Raw genomic sequence first — 17,953 nt, forward strand, 5'->3', positions numbered from 1 at the left:
TATGGAACCTTTGGCCCCGCCGGCCTCCGACCGGCGGCAGTGGAGCCCCTCAGCGACCGGCCCGACCCCCGGCGGGGGCCGGGCCGCGGCCGTGCGGCGGCGGGGTCACCAGAGCCCGCCGAAGAGCCCTCCGTGTGCCATGCCCAGGAAGAAGCCCATCGCTGCGGCGCCGAGGCCGACGATCAGGAAGAACCGCTCGCGTGTCGTCACCGAGATGAACTGGCCGTAGGCCCCGGTGAAGATCCCCACCAGACCGGTCCAGGAGCTCAGCAGATGCAGGTGGTGGAACATCGCGGTCACGAACGCGATGGCTCCGAGCACCAGCGTCACACCGAGCAGGGTGTCCTGGAGGGGGTGGGGTTTGCCGTCGGTGGCGAAGAGGGAGCTTGCGGTGTTGCGTCGCATTGCTTGTGCCATGGAGGCACCTCCTGCGGAAGGCGGCGCATCGTAGCGCCGTACACACCCGATGTGTACAGATTCTGCCCGTCCGCCGCCGGATTTCAACCGGAAGCCCAGGTGCAGGTACTCTGTACCGTCTGCACCGGTGTCTGCCCAGGCCACAGGACGAAACCCGTTTGCGGGAGTCGATTGTCAGTGGCTGCCGATACCGTTGCGTACGCATCACGACCCTCCTGCCACGGAACGACCGTGGCCGCTGAGTCCAAAGGAGGTGGGTTCCACATGCGTCACTACGAAGTGATGGTCATCCTCGACCCCGACATCGAGGAGCGCGCTGTCTCCCCGCTGATCGAGAACTTCCTCTCCGTCGTCCGTGAGGGCAACGGAAAGGTCGAGAAGGTCGACACCTGGGGCCGTCGTCGTCTCTCGTACGAGATCAAGAAGAAGCCCGAGGGCATCTACTCGGTCATCGACCTGCAGGCCGAGCCTGCGGTCGTCAAGGAGCTCGACCGCCAGATGAACCTGAACGAGTCGGTCCTCCGGACCAAGGTCCTCCGCCCCGAGATGCACTGAGCTACGGCTCAGACCCGTTGAGCCTCATCGCTCGACGGAACTCGGGATCCGAGTAGCAGCAACACAAGCAGCCCGCAGCAAACCCGCCGAGAGGTTCCCCCAATGGCAGGCGAGACCGTCATCACGGTTGTCGGCAATCTTGTCGACGACCCCGAGCTGCGCTTCACCCCGTCCGGTGCGGCGGTCGCGAAGTTCCGTGTCGCGTCCACCCCCCGCACCTTCGACCGGCAGACCAATGAGTGGAAGGACGGCGAGAGCCTGTTCCTGACCTGCTCGGTCTGGCGTCAGGCGGCGGAGAACGTCGCCGAGTCGCTCCAGCGAGGCATGCGCGTCATCGTGCAGGGCCGGCTGAAGCAGCGGTCCTACGAGGACCGTGAGGGCATCAAGCGCACGGTCTACGAGCTGGACGTCGAGGAAGTCGGCGCCAGCTTGAAGAACGCCACGGCCAAGGTCACCAAGACCACCGGTCGCGGCGGCCAGGGTGGGTACGGCGGCGGTGGCGGCGGCCAGCAGGGCGGCGGCTGGGGCGGTGGCTCCGGTGGCGGTCAGCAGCAGGGTGGCGGCGGCGGTGCTCCCGCCGACGACCCCTGGGCGACCGGTGCGCCGGCCGGCGGCGGCCAGCAGGGCGGCAATGGCGGCGGCGGTGGCTGGGGCGGAAGCTCCGGCGGCTCCGGCGGCGGCTACTCGGACGAGCCCCCCTTCTAGGCCCAGGGCCCCCGGGCCCGGGACGAGAAGGCGGGTCGTACCCACACTTCTTGATCACACAGGAGAAACACCATGGCGAAGCCGCCTGTGCGCAAGCCTAAGAAGAAGGTCTGCGCTTTCTGCAAGGACAAGGTCACGTACGTGGACTACAAGGACACGAACATGCTGCGGAAGTTCATTTCCGACCGCGGCAAGATCCGTGCCCGCCGCGTGACCGGCAACTGCACGCAGCACCAGCGTGACGTCGCCACGGCCGTGAAGAACAGCCGTGAGATGGCGCTGCTGCCCTACACGTCCACCGCGCGATAAGGGAAGGGTGACCGACACATGAAGATCATCCTCACCCACGAGGTCTCCGGCCTCGGTGCCGCCGGCGAGGTCGTAGACGTCAAGGACGGCTACGCCCGCAACTACCTGATCCCGCGGAAGTTTGCGATCCGCTGGACCAAGGGTGGCGAGAAGGACGTCGCGCAGATCCGTCGTGCGCGCAAGATCCACGAGATCGCGACCATCGAGCAGGCCAACGAGATCAAGGCCCAGCTCGAGGGCGTCAAGGTCCGTCTGGCCGTCCGCTCCGGCGACGCCGGTCGACTCTTCGGCTCCGTCACCCCGGCTGACGTCGCTTCGGCGATCAAGGCTGCCGGTGGCCCCGAGGTCGACAAGCGCCGCATCGAGCTGGGCTCGCCGATCAAGACGCTGGGCGCCCACGCGACGTCCGTGCGTCTGCACCCCGAGGTGGCCGCGAAGGTCAACGTCGAGGTCGTCTCTGCCTGAGCGGCAACATTGCGCTCGCAGGACTGAGTGAAGGGGCCGCACCCACGGGTGCGGCCCCTTTGCCGTATCCGGCTCTTCCGTATCCGACTTCGCCCTCTTCGACGTCCTGCTGTGGTTTCACGTGAAACGTGCCGTGGTCCACCACCTAGGACTTTCCGTGTTTCACGTGAAACACGGTGTCCGAGACGTAGGTCGGCGTACGAGGACGTCAATGCTCCGCAACGTCAGCGGGTCGCGCCCGTGACGACCCACCGGCCCGAGCGTGATCGCCCCCACAGCGTCAGTGCGCGCACGGCCATCATGAGGGTCATCGCGGCCCACAGAGCGGTGAGCCCGCCACCGAGGCTGGGGGCGAGAAGGGCGGCGGGCGCGAACACCGCGAGCGTGACCAGCATCGCCCAGGCCAGATAGGGGCCGTCCCCCGCGCCCATCAGGACGCCGTCGAGGACGTAGACGATGCCGCAGATGGGTTGGGCGAGGGCTATCACCATGAGCGCGGGCAGCGCCGCGTCCTGGACGGCGGAGTCGCCCGAGAACAGCGGGACGAACACGGGCCGGGCCGCGACCACCAGCAGTCCCAGAGCGGCACCCGAGACGAAGCCCCACTGGACCATGCGGCGGCAGACGTCCCGAGCGCCTTGGGGATCGCCCGCCCCCAGGTACCGGGCGACGATGGCTTGCCCGGCTATCGCGATGGCGTCGAGGGCGAAGGAGAGCAGGCTCCACAACGACAGGATGATCTGGTGAGCCGCCACGTCGGCGTCGCCGAGGCGGGCTGCCACCGCGGTGGCGATGAGCGCGATGGCACGCAGCGCGAGGGTGCGGACCAGCAGGGGGACACCGGCCTGGGCGCAGGCTCTGATGCCGGCCGCGTCGGGGCGCAGGGAGGCGCCGTGACGCCTGGCGCCGCGGATGACGACGTACAGGTAGATGGCTGCCATGCCGCACTGGGCGAGCACGGTGCCCCAGGCGGAACCGGCGATGCCGAAGTCGAAGCCGTAGACGAGGAGCACGTTCAGGGCACCGTTGGCAACGAAGCCGCCGACGGCGACGTACAGCGGGGTCCTGGTGTCCTGTAGGCCACGCAGCACACCGGTGGCGGCGAGTACGACGAGCATCGCGGGGATGCCGAGGATGGAGATGCGCAGATAGGTGACTGCGTACGGGGAGGCCGAAGGGGAGGCGCCGAAGAGGTCGACGAGTGCGGGTGCGGTGGGCAGGGCGACGGTGACGACGGCGGCGCCGAGGAGCAGGGCGAGCCAGATGCCGTCCATGCCCTGGCGGATGGCGGCCTGGAGATCCCCGGCGCCGACGCGGCGGGCCACGGCGGCCGTGGTGGCGTAGGCAAGGAAGACGAAGATGCTGACGGCCGTCCCCAGGAGTGCTGAGGCGATGCCGAGACCGGCGAGCTGGGCGGTACCCAGATGGCCGACGATGGCACTGTCGGCCATCAGGAAGAGAGGCTCGGCCACGAGTGCGCCGAAGGCGGGAACGGCGAGGGCGACGATCTCTCGGTCGTGCCGTCGGCGGGCGGCCTTGGGCGCCGCGGGAGCCTGTGTCATGGGCACCAATCTAATCTTCCACAGGTAAGAGATGCAATTGCCTTAGGACCCTTACTTTGCTCAAGTCGAGGCAGTGCTCAGGGCGCTGTTCGACAAGAACTTGGGCCGAGTGGGAAAGTTTTTCTTCTGCACAGCCGGTGGACGGGAAAACGGCAGGTCAAAGCGTGTGTGGAAAGTGGGCTGAGGGCTTGTTCACAGGCCTGTCCACCGGCCCGTGCACAGGTTTGGCCGGGTTCTCCACAGCATCGGGCCCGTCATCCACAGCGCCTGTGGATAACCAGATTGGCTGACGGTGCCGACAGGCCTACCGTGGTCCGGCGCCCGCCTCGTCCTGCCATCGCGGAAACCCCGCAAATCCGACGCGTCAGAAGCGGAGTCGGGCCCCCTTATTTGTCAGTGTCGTGCCCTAGGAAAGAGGTGCACGGCGAGGTCCGCGCGGCGGACGGAGGAGGTGGCCCGGTGAGTATCTCCGAGCCCTTGGACGACCCGTGGGCCGACAGCGGTCCAGGTGATCGTCTGCCCGTCTCCCGGCCGCGCCGTGACTCGGGCCGTGGCCGTGAGGAGCAGCACGAGCGGGGTCGGGAGAGCACCTGGGACAGCGGGGGCACGTCCTTCGAGCGGGTGCCGCCACAGGACCTCGACGCCGAGCAGTCCGTGCTCGGCGGCATGCTGCTGTCCAAGGACGCCATCGCGGACGTCGTCGAGGTCATCAAGGGCCACGACTTCTACCGGCCGGCGCACGAGACGATCTTCACGGCGATCCTCGACCTGTACGCGAGGGGCGAGCCGGCCGACCCCATCACCGTCGCCGCCGAGCTGGTCAAGCGCGGCGAGATCACCAAGGTCGGCGGCGCCTCGTATCTGCACTCGCTCGTCCAGACCGTCCCGACGGCAGCGAACGCCGAGTACTACGCGGAGATCGTCCACGAGCGCGCCGTCCTGCGCCGCCTGGTCGAGGCGGGCACGCGCATCACCCAGATGGGGTATGCGGCGGACGGCGACGTCGACGAGATCGTCAACAGCGCCCAGGCCGAGATCTACGCCGTCACCGAACAGCGCACGAGCGAGGACTATCTGCCGCTCGGCGACATCATGGAGGGCGCCCTCGACGAGATCGAGGCGATCGGTTCGCGCAGCGGTGAGATGACGGGTGTGCCCACGGGCTTCACCGACTTCGACTCGCTCACGAACGGGCTGCACCCGGGCCAGATGATCGTCATCGCCGCCCGCCCCGCCATGGGTAAGTCCACGCTGGCCCTCGACTTCGCGCGGGCCGCCTCCATCAAGCACAACCTGCCGAGCGTCATCTTCTCCCTGGAGATGGGGCGCAACGAGATCGCGATGCGCCTGCTGTCCGCGGAGGCGCGGGTGGCCCTGCACCACATGCGTTCCGGCACGATGACGGACGAGGACTGGACGCGACTCGCCCGCCGGATGCCCGAGGTGTCGGCGGCTCCGCTCTACATCGACGATTCCCCGAACCTGTCGATGATGGAGATCCGCGCCAAGTGCCGCCGGCTCAAGCAGCGCAACGACATCAAGCTCGTGATCATCGACTATCTTCAGCTGATGCAGTCCGGTGGCTCCAAGCGCGCCGAGAGCCGCCAGCAGGAAGTCTCGGACATGTCGCGAAACCTGAAGCTTCTCGCCAAGGAGCTGGAGGTCCCGGTCATCGCGCTCTCCCAGCTGAACCGTGGCCCCGAGCAGCGCACGGACAAGAAGCCGATGGTCTCCGACCTCCGCGAGTCCGGATCCATCGAGCAGGACGCGGACATGGTCATCCTGCTGCACCGTGAGGACGCGTACGAGAAGGAGTCCCCGCGCGCGGGCGAGGCCGACATCATCGTCGGCAAGCACCGTAATGGCCCGACCGCGACGATCACCGTGGCGTTCCAGGGCCATTATTCGAGGTTCGTGGACATGGCTCAGACCTAAAGTGGGGCCATGGGGCACGGCCACTCACGAGACGGACCCGGCGGGCTTCGCCACGGCGGTCCACATGTTCCTCAGGGGCTTGTGACATCGGCAGTGGTGCCTGTGGACTTGCCCCATGACCCATGAAGAGCTGTTTCCCGGTACGTGTCGCTCCCTGACCCATCGCCTCGCCACCGCCCAGGCGGAGGGGCGGGCACCCTCCGTGGTCGCCGCGGTCGTCCGGGACGGCGAGGTGGTGTGGAACGGGGCCCGCACGTCGGCGGCGGGCCGGACAGCCGACGAGAACGTGCAGTACCGCATCGGTTCGATCACGAAGATGTTCACCGCCGTACTCGTGCTGCGACTGCGTGACGAAGGCGTCCTCGACCTCGCGGACCCCCTGGAGAAGCACCTGCCGGACACGGGCGTGGGCGAGTCGACGATCGCGGAACTCCTCTCGCACACCGCCGGGTTGGCGGCGGAGTCGCCCGGAGTGTGGTGGGAGCGCAGCGCGGGGTCATTGCGTCCCGAACTGCACGACGTGCTCGGTGAGCAGCCGCGCAAGCACCCGGCGGGGCGTCGGTACCACTACTCGAACCCCGGGTACACCCTGCTGGGGTCGCTGGTGGAGGCGCTGCGCGGCGAACCCTGGGAGGACGTCCTGCGCCGGGAGGTCCTGGAACCCCTCGGCCTGCGCCGTACCAGTGCCCACCCGCAGGCACCGCACGCCGACGGGTGGGCGGTCCACCCGTGGGCGGACGTACTGCTGCCGGAGCCCAGCCAGAACCTGGGGCTGATGGCACCGGCCGGTCAACTGTGGTCCACCACCGCCGACCTGGCGCGGTTCGCGGTCTTTCTCATGCAGGGCGACGAACGGGTGCTGAGCGCCGACTCGGTGCGTGAGATGAGGACACCCGCGGCTCCGGCGGGTGCCGGGGACTGGCAGCGTACGTATGGGCTCGGGGCGGAGCTCATCGTCCGGGACGGGCGTGTCCTGGCCGGTCACTCGGGTTCGCTGCCCGGGTTCCTCGCAGCGCTCCTGATGAGCGAGCAGGACGGGCTGGCGGCGGTGGCCCTTGCCAACTGCACTTCAGGGGTGTCGATAGCCGGGTTGGCGGCGGATCTCGTGCGCATCGTGGCGGAGGCCGAACCGCGCATTCCCGAGCCGTGGCAGCCCCTGCCGGACGTCGACCGGTCCGTGCTGGAGCTGACAGGACCCTGGTACTGGGGGACCGGGGTCTATGCGCTGCGCCTCGCCAGGGACGGCTGGGTCGAGGTGGGGCCGCTTTCGGGTGCGGGCCGCGGCTCACGGTTCCGGCCCAACGGGGACGGCTCATGGACGGGGCTGGACGGGTACTACGCGGGCGAGCGGCTCGAGGCCGTGCGGCGCGCGGACGGCTCCGTGAGCCACCTCGACCTGGCGTCGTTCGTCTTCACCCGCGAGCCGTACGAGGCGGGGGCGCCGGTGCCCGGCGGGGTGGACCCGGAGGGCTGGCGCGGGCTGGCGTGAGGAGCGCGCGGGGCCGGGGCGGCCGTGCGGGGGTCCACACCACCGGGACGCCTGGGACCGAGTGCAGGGGGCCCGGCCCTGTTTCACGTGAAACAGGGCCGGGCCCCCTGCACCGCGCACCTCTGCACCATGTACCCCTGCACCGTGCAACCCCTGCACCGCGCACCCCTCCGTGACCCTGGACGCACCGCACTCGACCCCCGCTGTGCACCCGGTGTCGTCAGGGCTCAGAGCTCAGAGCTGTAGCTTGAAGCCCACGTGGGACGCCGTGAACCCCAGGCGCTCGTAGAAGCGGTGGGCGTCGGTACGGGTGGCGTCCGATGTCAGCTGCACCAGTTGGCAGCCCGCGCGGCGGGACTCGTCGACGGCCCACTGGATGAAGCGCGTACCGAGCCCGCCGCCCCGCTCGTCGGCGTGCACGCGGACGGCCTCGATGATGGACCGGGTCGCGCCCTTCCGGGACAGGCCCGGCACGATCGTGAGCTGGAGCGTCCCCACCACGCGCCCTTCGCGGACGGCGACGACCAGCCGCTGGTTCGGGTCCTGCGCGAGTCGCTCGTACGCCTCGGCGTAGGGCGTGAGGTCGTCAGGGGACTCGCGTTCGGCGCCCAGGGGGTCGTCGGCGAGCATGGCCACGATCGCGGGGATGTCGTCGGCGGCTGCGGGTCGTATTTCAAGATCTCCCATGGCGGCAGCCTAGGGCCTGCCCCATGGCGGCAGCCGGACGCCCGTTCAAGGGCCTCCGGGCTCTGTCCTGGGGGCACCGGGTGCCCGTCCCGCGGGCCCCGTGGGCGCTACGCGGGGGCGTGGACCGCCTCGACCGCCCGGACCAGCGGAGCCAGCTCGGGGCGCTTGGCGGCCTCGTCCAGGGCCTCACGCAGCGCCGCGTCATTGGTGGGCCGCGCCTCGGCGAGGAGTTTTGCGCCGCTCTCGCTGACGTCCGTGTAGATGCCGCGCCGGTCGGTGGGACACAGATAGCGGGAGAGGAGCCCGCGCTCTTCGAGGCGGGTGACCAGGCGCGTGGTGGCGCTCTGGCTGAGGACGACGGCGTCGGCCACCTGCTTCATCTGGAGGTGGCCCCCGTCGCCGTCGTGCTGGCGGTTGAGGACGTCCAGCAGGCTGTACTCCCGCACGCTCAGGCCGTGCTCGGCCTGGAGGGCCCGCTCGACATGAGCCTCGATCTTTCCGTGGAGGAGGGAGAGAGCGCACCAGCCCTGGGCGAGGGCGGTGAGTGCGGGGTCTGTCGCTGTCATGACTGCTCCTCCGTCTTCCTGCGGCCCGTCCTGCTCCAGGATAAGCCACCCGTGCAATATCCCGCGCTTGCATTTATCCCGCGTCTGCAACTATTGTGGACGCACGTTAAGCGCACCTGCAACCGTTTGGAAGGTAGCTCCATGCCTCTCGCGCTTCTGGCCCTCGCGATCGGGGCCTTCGGAATCGGGACCACGGAATTCGTGATCATGGGATTGCTTCCCGAGGTCGCGGGTGACTTCGACGTCTCCATCCCCACCGCCGGTCTGCTCGTCACCGGCTATGCCCTCGGTGTCGTCGCCGGAGCCCCGCTCATGACCGTTCTCGGTCAGCGGATCTCCCGCAAGCGGATGCTGATGCTCCTGATGGGTCTGTTCATCGTGGGCAATCTGCTCTCCGCCGTGGCTCCGTCGTTCGGCGTCATGCTCGCCGGGCGCGTCGTCGCCTCGCTCGCCCACGGTGCCTTCTTCGGCATCGGTTCGGTCGTCGCCGCCGAGCTCGTCGCCCCGGAGAAGAAGGCCGGCGCCATCGCCCTGATGTTCACCGGACTGACCGTGGCCAACGTGGTCGGTGTGCCGCTCGGCACGTTCGTCGGCCAGGCCATCGGCTGGCGCATCACGTTCGTCGTCGTCGCCGCTCTCGGCGTGATCGGCCTCGTCGGCGTCGCCAAGCTCGTGCCTGACCTGCCCAAGCCCGAAGGCGTACGGCTCCGTGACGAGGTCGGAGCCTTCCGCAATGTCCAGGTGCTCCTGGCCATGGCCATGACCGTCCTCGGCTTCGGCGGCGTCTTCGCGGCCATCACCTACATCACGCCGATGATGACGGACGTCGCGGGCTACGCCGACTCCTCCGTGACCTGGCTGCTCGTCCTCTTCGGCCTCGGCATGGTCGGCGGCAATCTGATCGGTGGCCGGTTCGCGGACCGCGCCCTGATGCCGATGCTGTTCGTCTCGCTGGGCGCACTCGCCCTGGTGCTCGCCCTGTTCACGGTCACCGCGCACGACAAGTTCACGGCCGCCGTCTCCGTCATGCTGATCGGTGCGCTCGGCTTCGCCACCGTGCCGCCGTTGCAGAAGCGGGTCCTCGACCAGGCCGCCGCCGCCCCCACCCTCGCGTCCGCCGCCAACATCGGCGCCTTCAACCTCGGCAACGCCCTCGCCGCCTGGCTCGGCGGAATCGTGATCGCCGCCGGATTCGGCTACACCGCTCCGAACTGGGTGGGCGCCGCGCTGGCCGCTTCCGCCCTCGCCCTGGCCCTCCTCTCTGCCGCCCTGGAACGTCGTTCCACCGGCACCAGCAGGGTCGTCACGGGTGCTGCTCCCGCGGTAGAGCCCGGCACGGCTGAGGTCCCCGTGCCCGCCCCCGCTCACCGCTGACCCCACCCGTCCCTACCGCCGCCCGGACGAAACCATCTCCGGCCCGGACGGAACACCTCCACGGCCCGCCGACACCACCTCTCGGCCCGCCATAACCACCTCTCGCCGTAACCACCTCTCGGCCCGGGCGAAACCCTTTCCGCCCCGGCCTCACCCCTGGAAGAACCACCGAGGAGCCCCCCCATGAGCACCACCCCCGCCACCGCTGTCGCCCCGCTGACCACCACCGACGCCGAGGTCCTCGTAGCCGCCGCCCGGCGCGCCGCCGAAGCAGCGGACGTCACGGTGAGCGTCACCGTCCTCGACGCGGGCGGTCACCTCCTGGCTTTCCGGCGCGACGACCGTGCCGTGCTGATCTCCGGGGAGACCAGCACCCGGAAGGCATACACCGCACTCCAGCTGAACGCCCCGACCGCCGACCTCGTCGACGCGGTACAGCCCGGCGCCCCGTTCCACACCCTGCCCACGGCACTCGACCGGCCGCTCCTGTTCATCGCGGGCGGCCTGCCGGTCCACCGTGACGGTCGCCTGATCGGCGCCATCGGTGTCGGTGGTGGTGCCCCGGAGCAGGACCACGAGTTCGCCACCGAGGCCACGCGGTCCCTCGCGTAGCGAATCGCCGACCGGGCGGCCATGGGCCTCGTACTCCCCCCGTAGTACGAGCGAGCACCGTACCCGCCCGCAGCAACGAAGCCCGCCCCCGGGCGCCGACAGGAACATGGCGCTCGGGGGCGGGCTTCGACGCGTGTGCGGCCGGTGGTCCGCTCAGCCTGCGGCCACCGTCAACGGGGCGAAGCGGCGCGTCCAGTCGCCGGGCAGCTCCGTGATGCCGTACGTCATCACGGCGTTGAAGGCGACGGACTCGAGGCCGCGCGCCTTCACCCAGGTGAGCAGTTCCTCGTGCCGCACGTCGATGTCGGTGCGCAGCGGTCGATCGGTGCGGGCGCCGAGCGACGCGATGAGCGCCTTAGCCGTCTGTGTGTCCCGGGCGATCAGGGGGCCGACGACGTGGGTCTCCATGTTCGGCCACGCACCCGCGCAGCCGACGATCTCACCGTCCGCCTCCGCTACCCGCAGCTGGTCGGTGAATGCCGGAAGGCGGGTGAGTACGTGGGTGCGGTCCAGGCCGAAGATCTCTGTGTCGAGTCTGATGAGGGTCGGCAGGTCCTCCGCTGTCGCCGCCCGGGTGGTGATCCCCGAAGCCGCGGACCCGGTGTCCGAGGCGTCCGGAGTGAAGCGGCCCCTGACCATTTCGACACGGCCGGTCGTCTTGAAGCCGAGCTGTTCGTAGAGGAGGCGGCCGTTCGAGGTGGCGTGCAGAGTGAGCGGAGTGGTGCCCGCGGATTCGATGACGTTCCGCATCAGGTGGCGGCCGATGCCCTTGCGGGCATGGCGCTCTGCGACGAGCACCATGCCGATCGCCGAGAGTTCGGGGTTTTCGAGGGAGCCGTACTGGGTCACGACGCACGCGGCGATCAGTCCGGGGGCGTCGGGGTCGTCGATGCCGTAGCCCGTTCCGGCCGAGAGGAGCAGGCCCCATTTGTGCTCTTCACGGGGCCAGCCACGGTTCTCGGACAGATCGGCACAGGCTGCGAGATCGCGGGGAGTCAGCCTGCGGATGGGCAGTGCGGAGAGGGAAGGTGTCGACACGCGGGTCAGGCTGTCTGACGCATGACCTCGGCGTCCACCTTTTTGTGGGGAGAAGCACGTTGCTTTTGGCCATGTTGCTTCTGGTCGGGCTGATGCGAGGTGCGTAGACGCCGTCCTCGGCGGGTCAGCCCCCAGGGCTTGAGGACCGAGATGACCGTCATGAACAGATACGCGCTCAGCGAGACGATCGGACCGGCGATGAGGTCGGTCGAGGCTGCCAGGGGCTCTCCGGCGGAGACCTTCACTGCCGTGTCGTTGATCCCGGGGCGCAGGGCGAAGGTCGTGGCGGTGGTCGTGGCCAGGGTCAGCCAGAACTTCGTATGGACCCAGTGGTGCCGTGCCAGCCCCCAGGGTGTGCCGAGGGAGAGCAGGAGCCCGCTCAGCAGGGTGAGGAAGGCCAGCGGCAGGACGAGCCAGTCGGTGAACACCTTCATCGCGCGGACGGAGGCCTCGACGGTCGGGTGGGAGTCGGTGGTGATGGCTGCCGCGGCGAGCGCGACTAGACCGAGTGTGAGCCCCAGCCAGCCGGCGGAGGCGGCGACATGGACGACGAGGGTGGCCCGGCGTGCGGGGCGGCGTAGTTTCACGTGAAACACGGTGCCGGGAGCGTGCGGCCGGGGCGTCTGACAGAGGGAGTAACCGCGGGTACTAGCCTCGGCGTACATGGCACGCCTGGGGCGCCCTGGCTGACCGGCATCCGGGAGACCTGGAAGGCGCTCCGTGCGAACAGCGACTACTGCGCCGTTGTTTCGCTCTCTCCTTCGTTCTTCGTGGAGCGGTTGCTGGAGTGGGGAGCCCACGCCACGCACGGCTCGCTGTCCGACCTGGCTCTGTTCGCCGCCATGCCTGTTTCCGTCGCGGTGAACGCGGACGCCCGGCTGGTCGACCTGGCCACACATACGTATGTCGGGCGCGATTTGTGGAAGGCGTACGAACTGGTGCGCATTCCGGCGATAAAGGCACTCGATGAGGGGAGAGCCTTGAATTCCGAGTGACGGAAGGGGACTTGTGCGCTGAGCTGCGGCCGGTATGGTCGAATCCGGTTCAGGCCAAAGGTGAAGGCGATTCGAGCCGGGCGTGGACGTGCGCACCGAGGGGGCGGGACGTAGGTCAACAAAGCCTATCGAGGCGGCTGGATCGAGAACCCGTACTTCTCGCTTTGCCCAGTGGGCGAGCGGCGCAGCTGCGATGCTGCGGTTGAGGCGACTGCGGTCAATGTCACATTCCTCCCTACTTGTCCGTAACTCTTGGGGCGTCAGGGTTCAATGTGGTCGATATGGGCTGCCGGGGCAGAGCGGGGAACGCACGCACCTTCCGTTGCGGAAGTGCACGGACCGACTGAGAGATGTTCGAGGCGAGGCACAGCATGGACGCTCCGACCACCACGTCGGCGGGCAACGGCACTTCTGGGGACCGCGGCGGTTCCGGCGGCTGGTTCACGCCGCGTGTGGCGCCGCGGCGCCATGAGACGCGGGAGGACGTGGAATCGCCCGGCTCCACGCCGCAGACGGGGCACGCGCCCGCCGACGAGAGCGGTCAGCGGGAGGCGACACCGGGCCGGCGGGTGTCGACGATACGTCCGGTCGGCAGGCCCAGACCTGAGGGCGATGCCGCGCCCGGGCTTGGAACCGGGCGAATACGCCCCGCGGAGGCAGAGGCAGAGACCGGGCCTGTAGCCGAGGCGGAGCCCGTGGCCGAGGCAGAGCCTGTGACCGAGGCGGAGCCTGTGGCCGAGGCAGAAGCCGAGACCACGACCGGGTACGAGGCCGAGGGTGCGAACGAGGCCAGTCAGGTTGACGGTGCCGCGGGCGAGCACGAGGCTGACGGTGCCGCGGGCATGAACGAGGCTGGCAGTGCCGCAGATGTGAACAAGGCCGATGAGCCGGACGGTGCGTACGCAGTCGACGAAGTCGACCTTGACGAGAGTGCGTACGAGGCCGACCTTGCCGGTGATGTCGATGCCGATGCCGTGGGCGTGGCCGTGGTCGCGGACCGGGGTGAGAACGCCCCCGAAGGCCCCGACGCCCGGCCCGACGCCGCTGGGAGCGCCCCAGCCCCACCCGAGCCCTCCGAACGCGCTGACGCCCGGCAGGAACCCCCGCGCGCCGCTCTCGCCCCCGCCGAAGCCGCCCCCCACAGCCCGAACGCGTCCCCCGACGCCATCCTCGTACAGCGCACGATGGCCGAGATCGCGCCGATCTCCGACAAGGTCACCTCGTACTTCTACGCGCTGCTCTTCACCCGCCACCCCGATCTGCGGGCCCTGTTCCCGGCGGCGATGGACACCCAGCGCGACCGGTTGCTCAAGGCGCTGCTGACCGCGGCGGAGCACATCGACCACACCGAGACGCTCGTCGGCTATCTGCGCAACCTCGGGCGCGGGCATCGCAAGTACGGCACCAAGGCCGAGCACTACCCGGCCGTCGGTGAGTGTCTGATCGGCGCGCTGAGCCGGTACGCGAGTTCGGTCTGGGACGACGACACCGAGGCCGCCTGGGTCCGCGCGTACACGACGATCTCGCAAATCATGATCGACGCGGCTGCCGAGGACGAACTGCGCGCGCCCGCCTGGTGGTACGCGGAAGTCGTCGCGCACGACCTCAGGACGTCGGACATCGCTGTCGTCACCGTGCGCCCCGACCAGCCCTACGCCTTTCTCGCCGGCCAGTACACAAGTCTGGAAACCCCCTGGTGGCCCCGCGTCTGGCGGCACTACTCCTTCGCGTCGGCGCCGCGCTCCGACGGACTGCTCTCCTTCCATGTGAAGGCGGTCCCGGCGGGCTGGGTCTCCAACGCCCTCGTGCACCACGCCCGCCCGGGCGATGTGCTCAGGCTCGGTCCGCCCGCAGGTTCCATGACCGTGGACCACTCGACCGACAGCGGTCTGCTGTGCCTGGGCGGCGGCACCGGCATCGCGCCCATCAAGGCGCTCGTGGAGGATGTCGCCGAGCACGGCAGACGACGCCCGGTCGAGGTCTTCTACGGCGCGCGCACCGATCACGACCTGTACGACATCGACACCATGCTGCGCCTCCAGCAGAGCCATCCGTGGCTGGCCGTCCGCCCGATCGTCGACAACCGGGCGGCCCAGCTGCCCGACGTGGTGCGCGAGTACGGACCGTGGACCGAGTACGACGCCTATCTTTCGGGCCCGCCCGGCATGATCCGCAGCGGAGTGGACGCCCTTCGGGACGTGGGCATTCCCGCGGGCCGCATCCGGCACGACTCGGTGGAGGAACTGGTGGCGGCGGGCGACCAGCTCGCGTGAACCAGCCCCACCTGATGCTGTTTCGCGGGCATCAGCCCAGGTCGGGCGCGTGCATCGCGCGTACGCCCTCGATGTTGCCGTCCAGGTAGTGGCGCAGGGACAGCGGGACGAGGTGGACCGAGGCGATTCCGACGCGGGTGAACGGCACCCGTACGATCTCGTACTCGCCGGCGGGTTCGTCCACCTCGGGGCCGTGCCGCTGCCCCGTGTCCATCGACTCCAGATGGCAGACGAAGAAGTGCTGCACCTTCACACCCGTCGTGCCGCTGTCCTCGCCGATGTGCTCGACCGTGTCCACGAAGCACGGCACCACATCGGTGATCTTGGCGCCCAGTTCCTCATGCACTTCCCGGTGGAGCGCGTCGACCACGGTCGCGTCCTCCGCTTCCACGCCACCGCCCGGGGTGATCCAGTACGGATCCACACCCGGCTTGGTCCGCTTGATCAGGATCAGATGGTCCCCGTCGAGGAGGACGGCACGTGCGGTGCGCTTGACCACGGGTCGGACGGTCATGGGAGAAATGTGGCCCGGACTGTTCCACGTGAAACATCGTGAGCCGGGTGGAGGCCGCCTCAGGTCCAGTCGCTCGCAGCGTGCCGCAGCCACTCGTGCGCCCGCGCAATGTGCGGCATCGCGAGTGTGCCGGTGCGGACGACCAGGAAGTACGTACGCAGTGGTGGAACCGCCGGGTCGAGCAGGGCCACGACGTCTCCGCGTTCCAGGGCGTCGGCGCACAAATAGCGGGGCAGTACGGCGAGCCCGGCGCCGGTGGTGACACAGGCCAGCACCGCCCGCAGATCCGGCACGATCACGGCACCCGAGGCGGCAGGCCGGGAGTCGAAGACGGCGGCCCAGTAGCGCGACACGAGCGGCAGTGACTCGTGGACCTCGACCACCGGCAGCTTCTCCACGGCCCCGGCACCCTTGCGGCGCAGCTTGCCGGGGCCGATGCGGGCGGCCCAGCGCGGGGAGGCGACGAGCACATGCTCCTCGTCGCACAGAGGGGTCGCGGTGAGCAACGCGCCGCGCGGCCGGGCGGTGGTGAGGGCCAGGTCGTGATGGCCGGCGGCAAGACCCTCCAGGACCTCCTCCGCGTTGCCGAATGAGGCACGCAGGGCGAACCCGTGGCCGTCGTCGCCCGTGAGCGCGGTGAGGGCCGGAAGGGCGCGCCCCGCGGTGAACTCCGGTGGTCCGGCGAGGTGCAGCGTACGGTCCGAGGAGTCCTCGTGGAGCCCCTCCTCGGTGATCTCGACGAGGGCGTCGAGGTGTGGGGCGGCCTTGTGGGCGAGCTCGTCGCCCATGGTCGTGGGGGTCACGCCGCGAGCCTGGCGCAGGAACAGCGGTCGGCCCAGCTGCCGCTCCAAGGCGCGGATCTGGGAGGTCACCGCGGGCTGGGAGAGCCCGAGGAGAGCTGCCGCGCGCGTGAAGGACCCGGCCCGGTGGACGGTCACGAAGGTGCGCAGCAGGGCCAGATCCATGGTGCAGCCGTCCTCTCCAGTCAGCCCCCGCGCACCGCGCAACTATAAATTTGTCGATAGGTTGCTGTCGCTACTGTGATTGGACACTGACACAGAGTCAACTAGCCTTGTTCGCGCGGTTCTTCGCGCGCAGAACCGGGGCGGCCCGAGCCACGAGGGGGGAGGTTCGGGCCGTCCGTTGTACGTAGGCGGCTCCCCTCGGGGCCCGCCACGTCGTCCCCTGCGTCCCGGCGGCCGCGAGGCCGCCGCGATCGGACCGGGCTCAGTTCTTCGACTCGTCCAGGGCCCGCAGCACGTCCGCTACGAGGTCCTCGGGGTCTTCCGCCCCCGCGGAGAAGCGGATGAAGCTCTCCGCTACGGCGTCCCCGCCCCACCGACCGCGCCGCTCGGCGGTGGAGCGTACGCCACCGAAGCTCGTCGCGTCGTCCACGAGCCGCAGCGCCGCGAGGAAACGCTCGGCACGCGCGCGCGAGGGCAGTTCGAACGACACCACGCACCCGAAGCGCCGCATCTGCTTCTGCGCGATCTCGTACGAGGGGTCGTCGGGCAGCCCCGGATAGCGCAGGCCGGTCACCTCGGCCCGCGTCCGCAGCGCCTCGGCAAGGGCCAGGGCGTTCGCGTTCTGCCGGTCGACGCGCAAGGGGAGCGTGGCGAGGGAGCGGTGGGCCAGCCAGGCCTCCATGGGGCCCGGAATCGCCCCGACGATCTTGCGCCAGCGCCGTACGGTGGCCATCAGCTCGGCGTCGCGGCCGGTCACGTACCCGAGCAGGATGTCGCCGTGTCCGGTGAGCTGCTTGGTGCCACTGGCCACGGAGAAGTCGGCGCCGAGGTCGAGGGGGCGCTGGCCGAGCGGGGTGGCGAGGGTGTTGTCGACGGCGACAAGGGCACCGCGCGCGTGGGCGGCGTCGGCCAGGCGACGCACGTCACAGACGTCGAGGCCCGGGTTGGACGGGGTCTCGATCCACAGGAGACGGGCGCCGTCGAGGACGTCGAGCTGCGCGTCGCCGCCGGTGGGCGCGGTACGGACCTCGATGCCGTACGCGATGAGCTGCTCCCGCACGAGCGGCAGCGCCTGGTAGCCGTCGTCCGGCAGGACTACGGCGTCGCCGGCGCGGAGCTGGGAGAAGAGCACCGCGGAGATCGCCGCCATGCCGGACGCGAAAACGAGTGTCTCCGCGGCGGGAGCGCTCTCCCCGGCCGCGCCCTCCCGGGCGTCACCGTGGGGGGTGCCGTGCCCGCCGGGCGGTTCCGGGGACTCCAGTTCCCCGATGGCACGCTCCAGACGGGTCCAGGTCGGGTTGGAGTCGCGGCCGTACGTGTAGGGGCCGGTGGGCTCGCCGGAGAGGTGGAAGTGGGCCGCGAACACCGGGCCCGGCAGGGTCGGCTCGTACTGCGCGGGGTCGGGCAGCCCGGCACGCACGGCGCGGGTGCTGTCTCCGGGGCCTCCGCTGTCCCTAGCACCCCTGGTGCCCCCGGTGTTCCAAATTTTCCC

General features: G+C 69.7%; 19 protein-coding genes. 10 read left to right on the top strand and 9 right to left on the bottom strand.

What is annotated here, in order from left to right; genetic code table 11:
- Positions 1-105: 105 nt before the first annotated feature.
- Positions 106-417 carry a hypothetical protein gene (locus ACH4DX_RS28190; RefSeq protein ID WP_398119395.1) on the bottom strand — a complete coding sequence of 104 codons (312 nt, stop codon included), beginning with the start codon at positions 415-417 and terminating at the stop codon, positions 106-108.
- A 264-nt stretch (positions 418-681) separates the two neighbouring features.
- Here ACH4DX_RS28190 and rpsF point away from each other — a divergent pair, with 264 nt between their 5' ends.
- The 4 genes from rpsF to rplI all read left to right on the top strand — a co-directional run bounded on the left by rpsF (position 682) and on the right by rplI (position 2,451).
- Complete coding sequence (rpsF, locus tag ACH4DX_RS28195; RefSeq protein ID WP_030559714.1) at positions 682-972, top strand: 30S ribosomal protein S6; 291 nt, start codon at positions 682-684, stop codon at positions 970-972.
- Between the two features lie 102 nt (positions 973-1,074).
- A complete protein-coding gene (locus ACH4DX_RS28200; protein ID WP_398157210.1) occupies positions 1,075-1,677 on the top strand; it encodes a single-stranded DNA-binding protein in 603 nt (200 codons plus the stop codon).
- Positions 1,678-1,749: 72 nt separating this feature from the next.
- On the top strand, positions 1,750-1,986 hold the full coding sequence (gene rpsR, locus ACH4DX_RS28205; protein WP_003949403.1) for a 30S ribosomal protein S18: 237 nt from the start codon (positions 1,750-1,752) through the stop codon (positions 1,984-1,986).
- Positions 1,987-2,004: 18 nt separating this feature from the next.
- A complete protein-coding gene (rplI, locus tag ACH4DX_RS28210) occupies positions 2,005-2,451 on the top strand; it encodes a 50S ribosomal protein L9 (protein ID WP_030559716.1) in 447 nt (148 codons plus the stop codon).
- Between the two features lie 224 nt (positions 2,452-2,675).
- On the opposite strand, the gene ACH4DX_RS28215 is transcribed toward rplI, so the two are convergent.
- Positions 2,676-4,013, bottom strand: a complete 1,338-nt coding sequence (locus tag ACH4DX_RS28215; protein WP_398157211.1) for an MATE family efflux transporter — start codon at positions 4,011-4,013, stop codon at positions 2,676-2,678.
- Positions 4,014-4,472: 459 nt separating this feature from the next.
- Here ACH4DX_RS28215 and dnaB point away from each other — a divergent pair, with 459 nt between their 5' ends.
- Positions 4,473-5,948 carry a replicative DNA helicase gene (gene dnaB, locus ACH4DX_RS28220; RefSeq protein ID WP_398119390.1) on the top strand — a complete coding sequence of 492 codons (1,476 nt, stop codon included), beginning with the start codon at positions 4,473-4,475 and terminating at the stop codon, positions 5,946-5,948.
- Between the two features lie 115 nt (positions 5,949-6,063).
- Positions 6,064-7,437, top strand: coding sequence for a serine hydrolase domain-containing protein (locus ACH4DX_RS28225; protein ID WP_398157212.1), 1,374 nt, complete (start codon positions 6,064-6,066; stop codon positions 7,435-7,437).
- Between the two features lie 234 nt (positions 7,438-7,671).
- On the opposite strand, the gene ACH4DX_RS28230 is transcribed toward ACH4DX_RS28225, so the two are convergent.
- On the bottom strand, positions 7,672-8,124 hold the full coding sequence (locus ACH4DX_RS28230; protein ID WP_398157213.1) for a GNAT family N-acetyltransferase: 453 nt from the start codon (positions 8,122-8,124) through the stop codon (positions 7,672-7,674).
- A 107-nt stretch (positions 8,125-8,231) separates the two neighbouring features.
- Complete coding sequence (locus tag ACH4DX_RS28235) at positions 8,232-8,690, bottom strand: MarR family winged helix-turn-helix transcriptional regulator (RefSeq protein ID WP_398157214.1); 459 nt, start codon at positions 8,688-8,690, stop codon at positions 8,232-8,234.
- 141 nt (positions 8,691-8,831) lie between these two features.
- Here ACH4DX_RS28235 and ACH4DX_RS28240 point away from each other — a divergent pair, with 141 nt between their 5' ends.
- Both ACH4DX_RS28240 and ACH4DX_RS28245 read left to right on the top strand, forming a co-directional pair.
- Positions 8,832-10,064, top strand: coding sequence for an MFS transporter (locus tag ACH4DX_RS28240; protein WP_398157215.1), 1,233 nt, complete (start codon positions 8,832-8,834; stop codon positions 10,062-10,064).
- Positions 10,065-10,247: 183 nt separating this feature from the next.
- The gene (locus tag ACH4DX_RS28245; RefSeq protein WP_398157216.1) at positions 10,248-10,676 is read left to right on the top strand and encodes a heme-binding protein; all 429 of its coding nucleotides are present in this window, start codon (positions 10,248-10,250) and stop codon (positions 10,674-10,676) included.
- Positions 10,677-10,829: 153 nt separating this feature from the next.
- On the opposite strand, the gene ACH4DX_RS28250 is transcribed toward ACH4DX_RS28245, so the two are convergent.
- Both ACH4DX_RS28250 and ACH4DX_RS28255 read right to left on the bottom strand, forming a co-directional pair.
- Complete coding sequence (locus tag ACH4DX_RS28250) at positions 10,830-11,714, bottom strand: GNAT family N-acetyltransferase (RefSeq protein WP_398157217.1); 885 nt, start codon at positions 11,712-11,714, stop codon at positions 10,830-10,832.
- A gap of 5 nt (positions 11,715-11,719) precedes the next feature.
- Entirely contained in the window at positions 11,720-12,301 is a 582-nt protein-coding gene (locus ACH4DX_RS28255; protein WP_398157218.1) for a DUF2269 domain-containing protein, read from the bottom strand.
- Between ACH4DX_RS28255 and ACH4DX_RS28260 the strand changes: the two genes are divergently transcribed.
- Both ACH4DX_RS28260 and ACH4DX_RS28265 read left to right on the top strand, forming a co-directional pair.
- A complete protein-coding gene (locus tag ACH4DX_RS28260; protein ID WP_398157219.1) occupies positions 12,302-12,709 on the top strand; it encodes a hypothetical protein in 408 nt (135 codons plus the stop codon).
- 842 nt (positions 12,710-13,551) lie between these two features.
- On the top strand, positions 13,552-14,982 hold the full coding sequence (locus ACH4DX_RS28265; protein WP_398157281.1) for a globin domain-containing protein: 1,431 nt from the start codon (positions 13,552-13,554) through the stop codon (positions 14,980-14,982).
- Between the two features lie 31 nt (positions 14,983-15,013).
- Here ACH4DX_RS28265 and ACH4DX_RS28270 read toward each other — a convergent pair whose 3' ends face one another.
- The 3 genes from ACH4DX_RS28270 to ACH4DX_RS28280 all read right to left on the bottom strand — a co-directional run bounded on the left by ACH4DX_RS28270 (position 15,014) and on the right by ACH4DX_RS28280 (position 17,881).
- A complete protein-coding gene (locus tag ACH4DX_RS28270) occupies positions 15,014-15,496 on the bottom strand; it encodes an NUDIX domain-containing protein (RefSeq protein ID WP_398157220.1) in 483 nt (160 codons plus the stop codon).
- Positions 15,497-15,555: 59 nt separating this feature from the next.
- Positions 15,556-16,461 (bottom strand): LysR family transcriptional regulator, encoded by a 906-nt coding sequence (locus tag ACH4DX_RS28275; protein WP_398157221.1) that lies wholly within the window; start codon positions 16,459-16,461, stop codon positions 15,556-15,558.
- A 262-nt stretch (positions 16,462-16,723) separates the two neighbouring features.
- Positions 16,724-17,881 carry a cystathionine gamma-lyase gene (locus ACH4DX_RS28280; RefSeq protein ID WP_398157222.1) on the bottom strand — a complete coding sequence of 386 codons (1,158 nt, stop codon included), beginning with the start codon at positions 17,879-17,881 and terminating at the stop codon, positions 16,724-16,726.
- Positions 17,882-17,953: the final 72 nt, after the last annotated feature.

It is taken from the genome of Streptomyces sp. NPDC017940 (genome assembly GCF_044328435.1).
Taxonomy (GTDB): domain Bacteria; phylum Actinomycetota; class Actinomycetes; order Streptomycetales; family Streptomycetaceae; genus Streptomyces.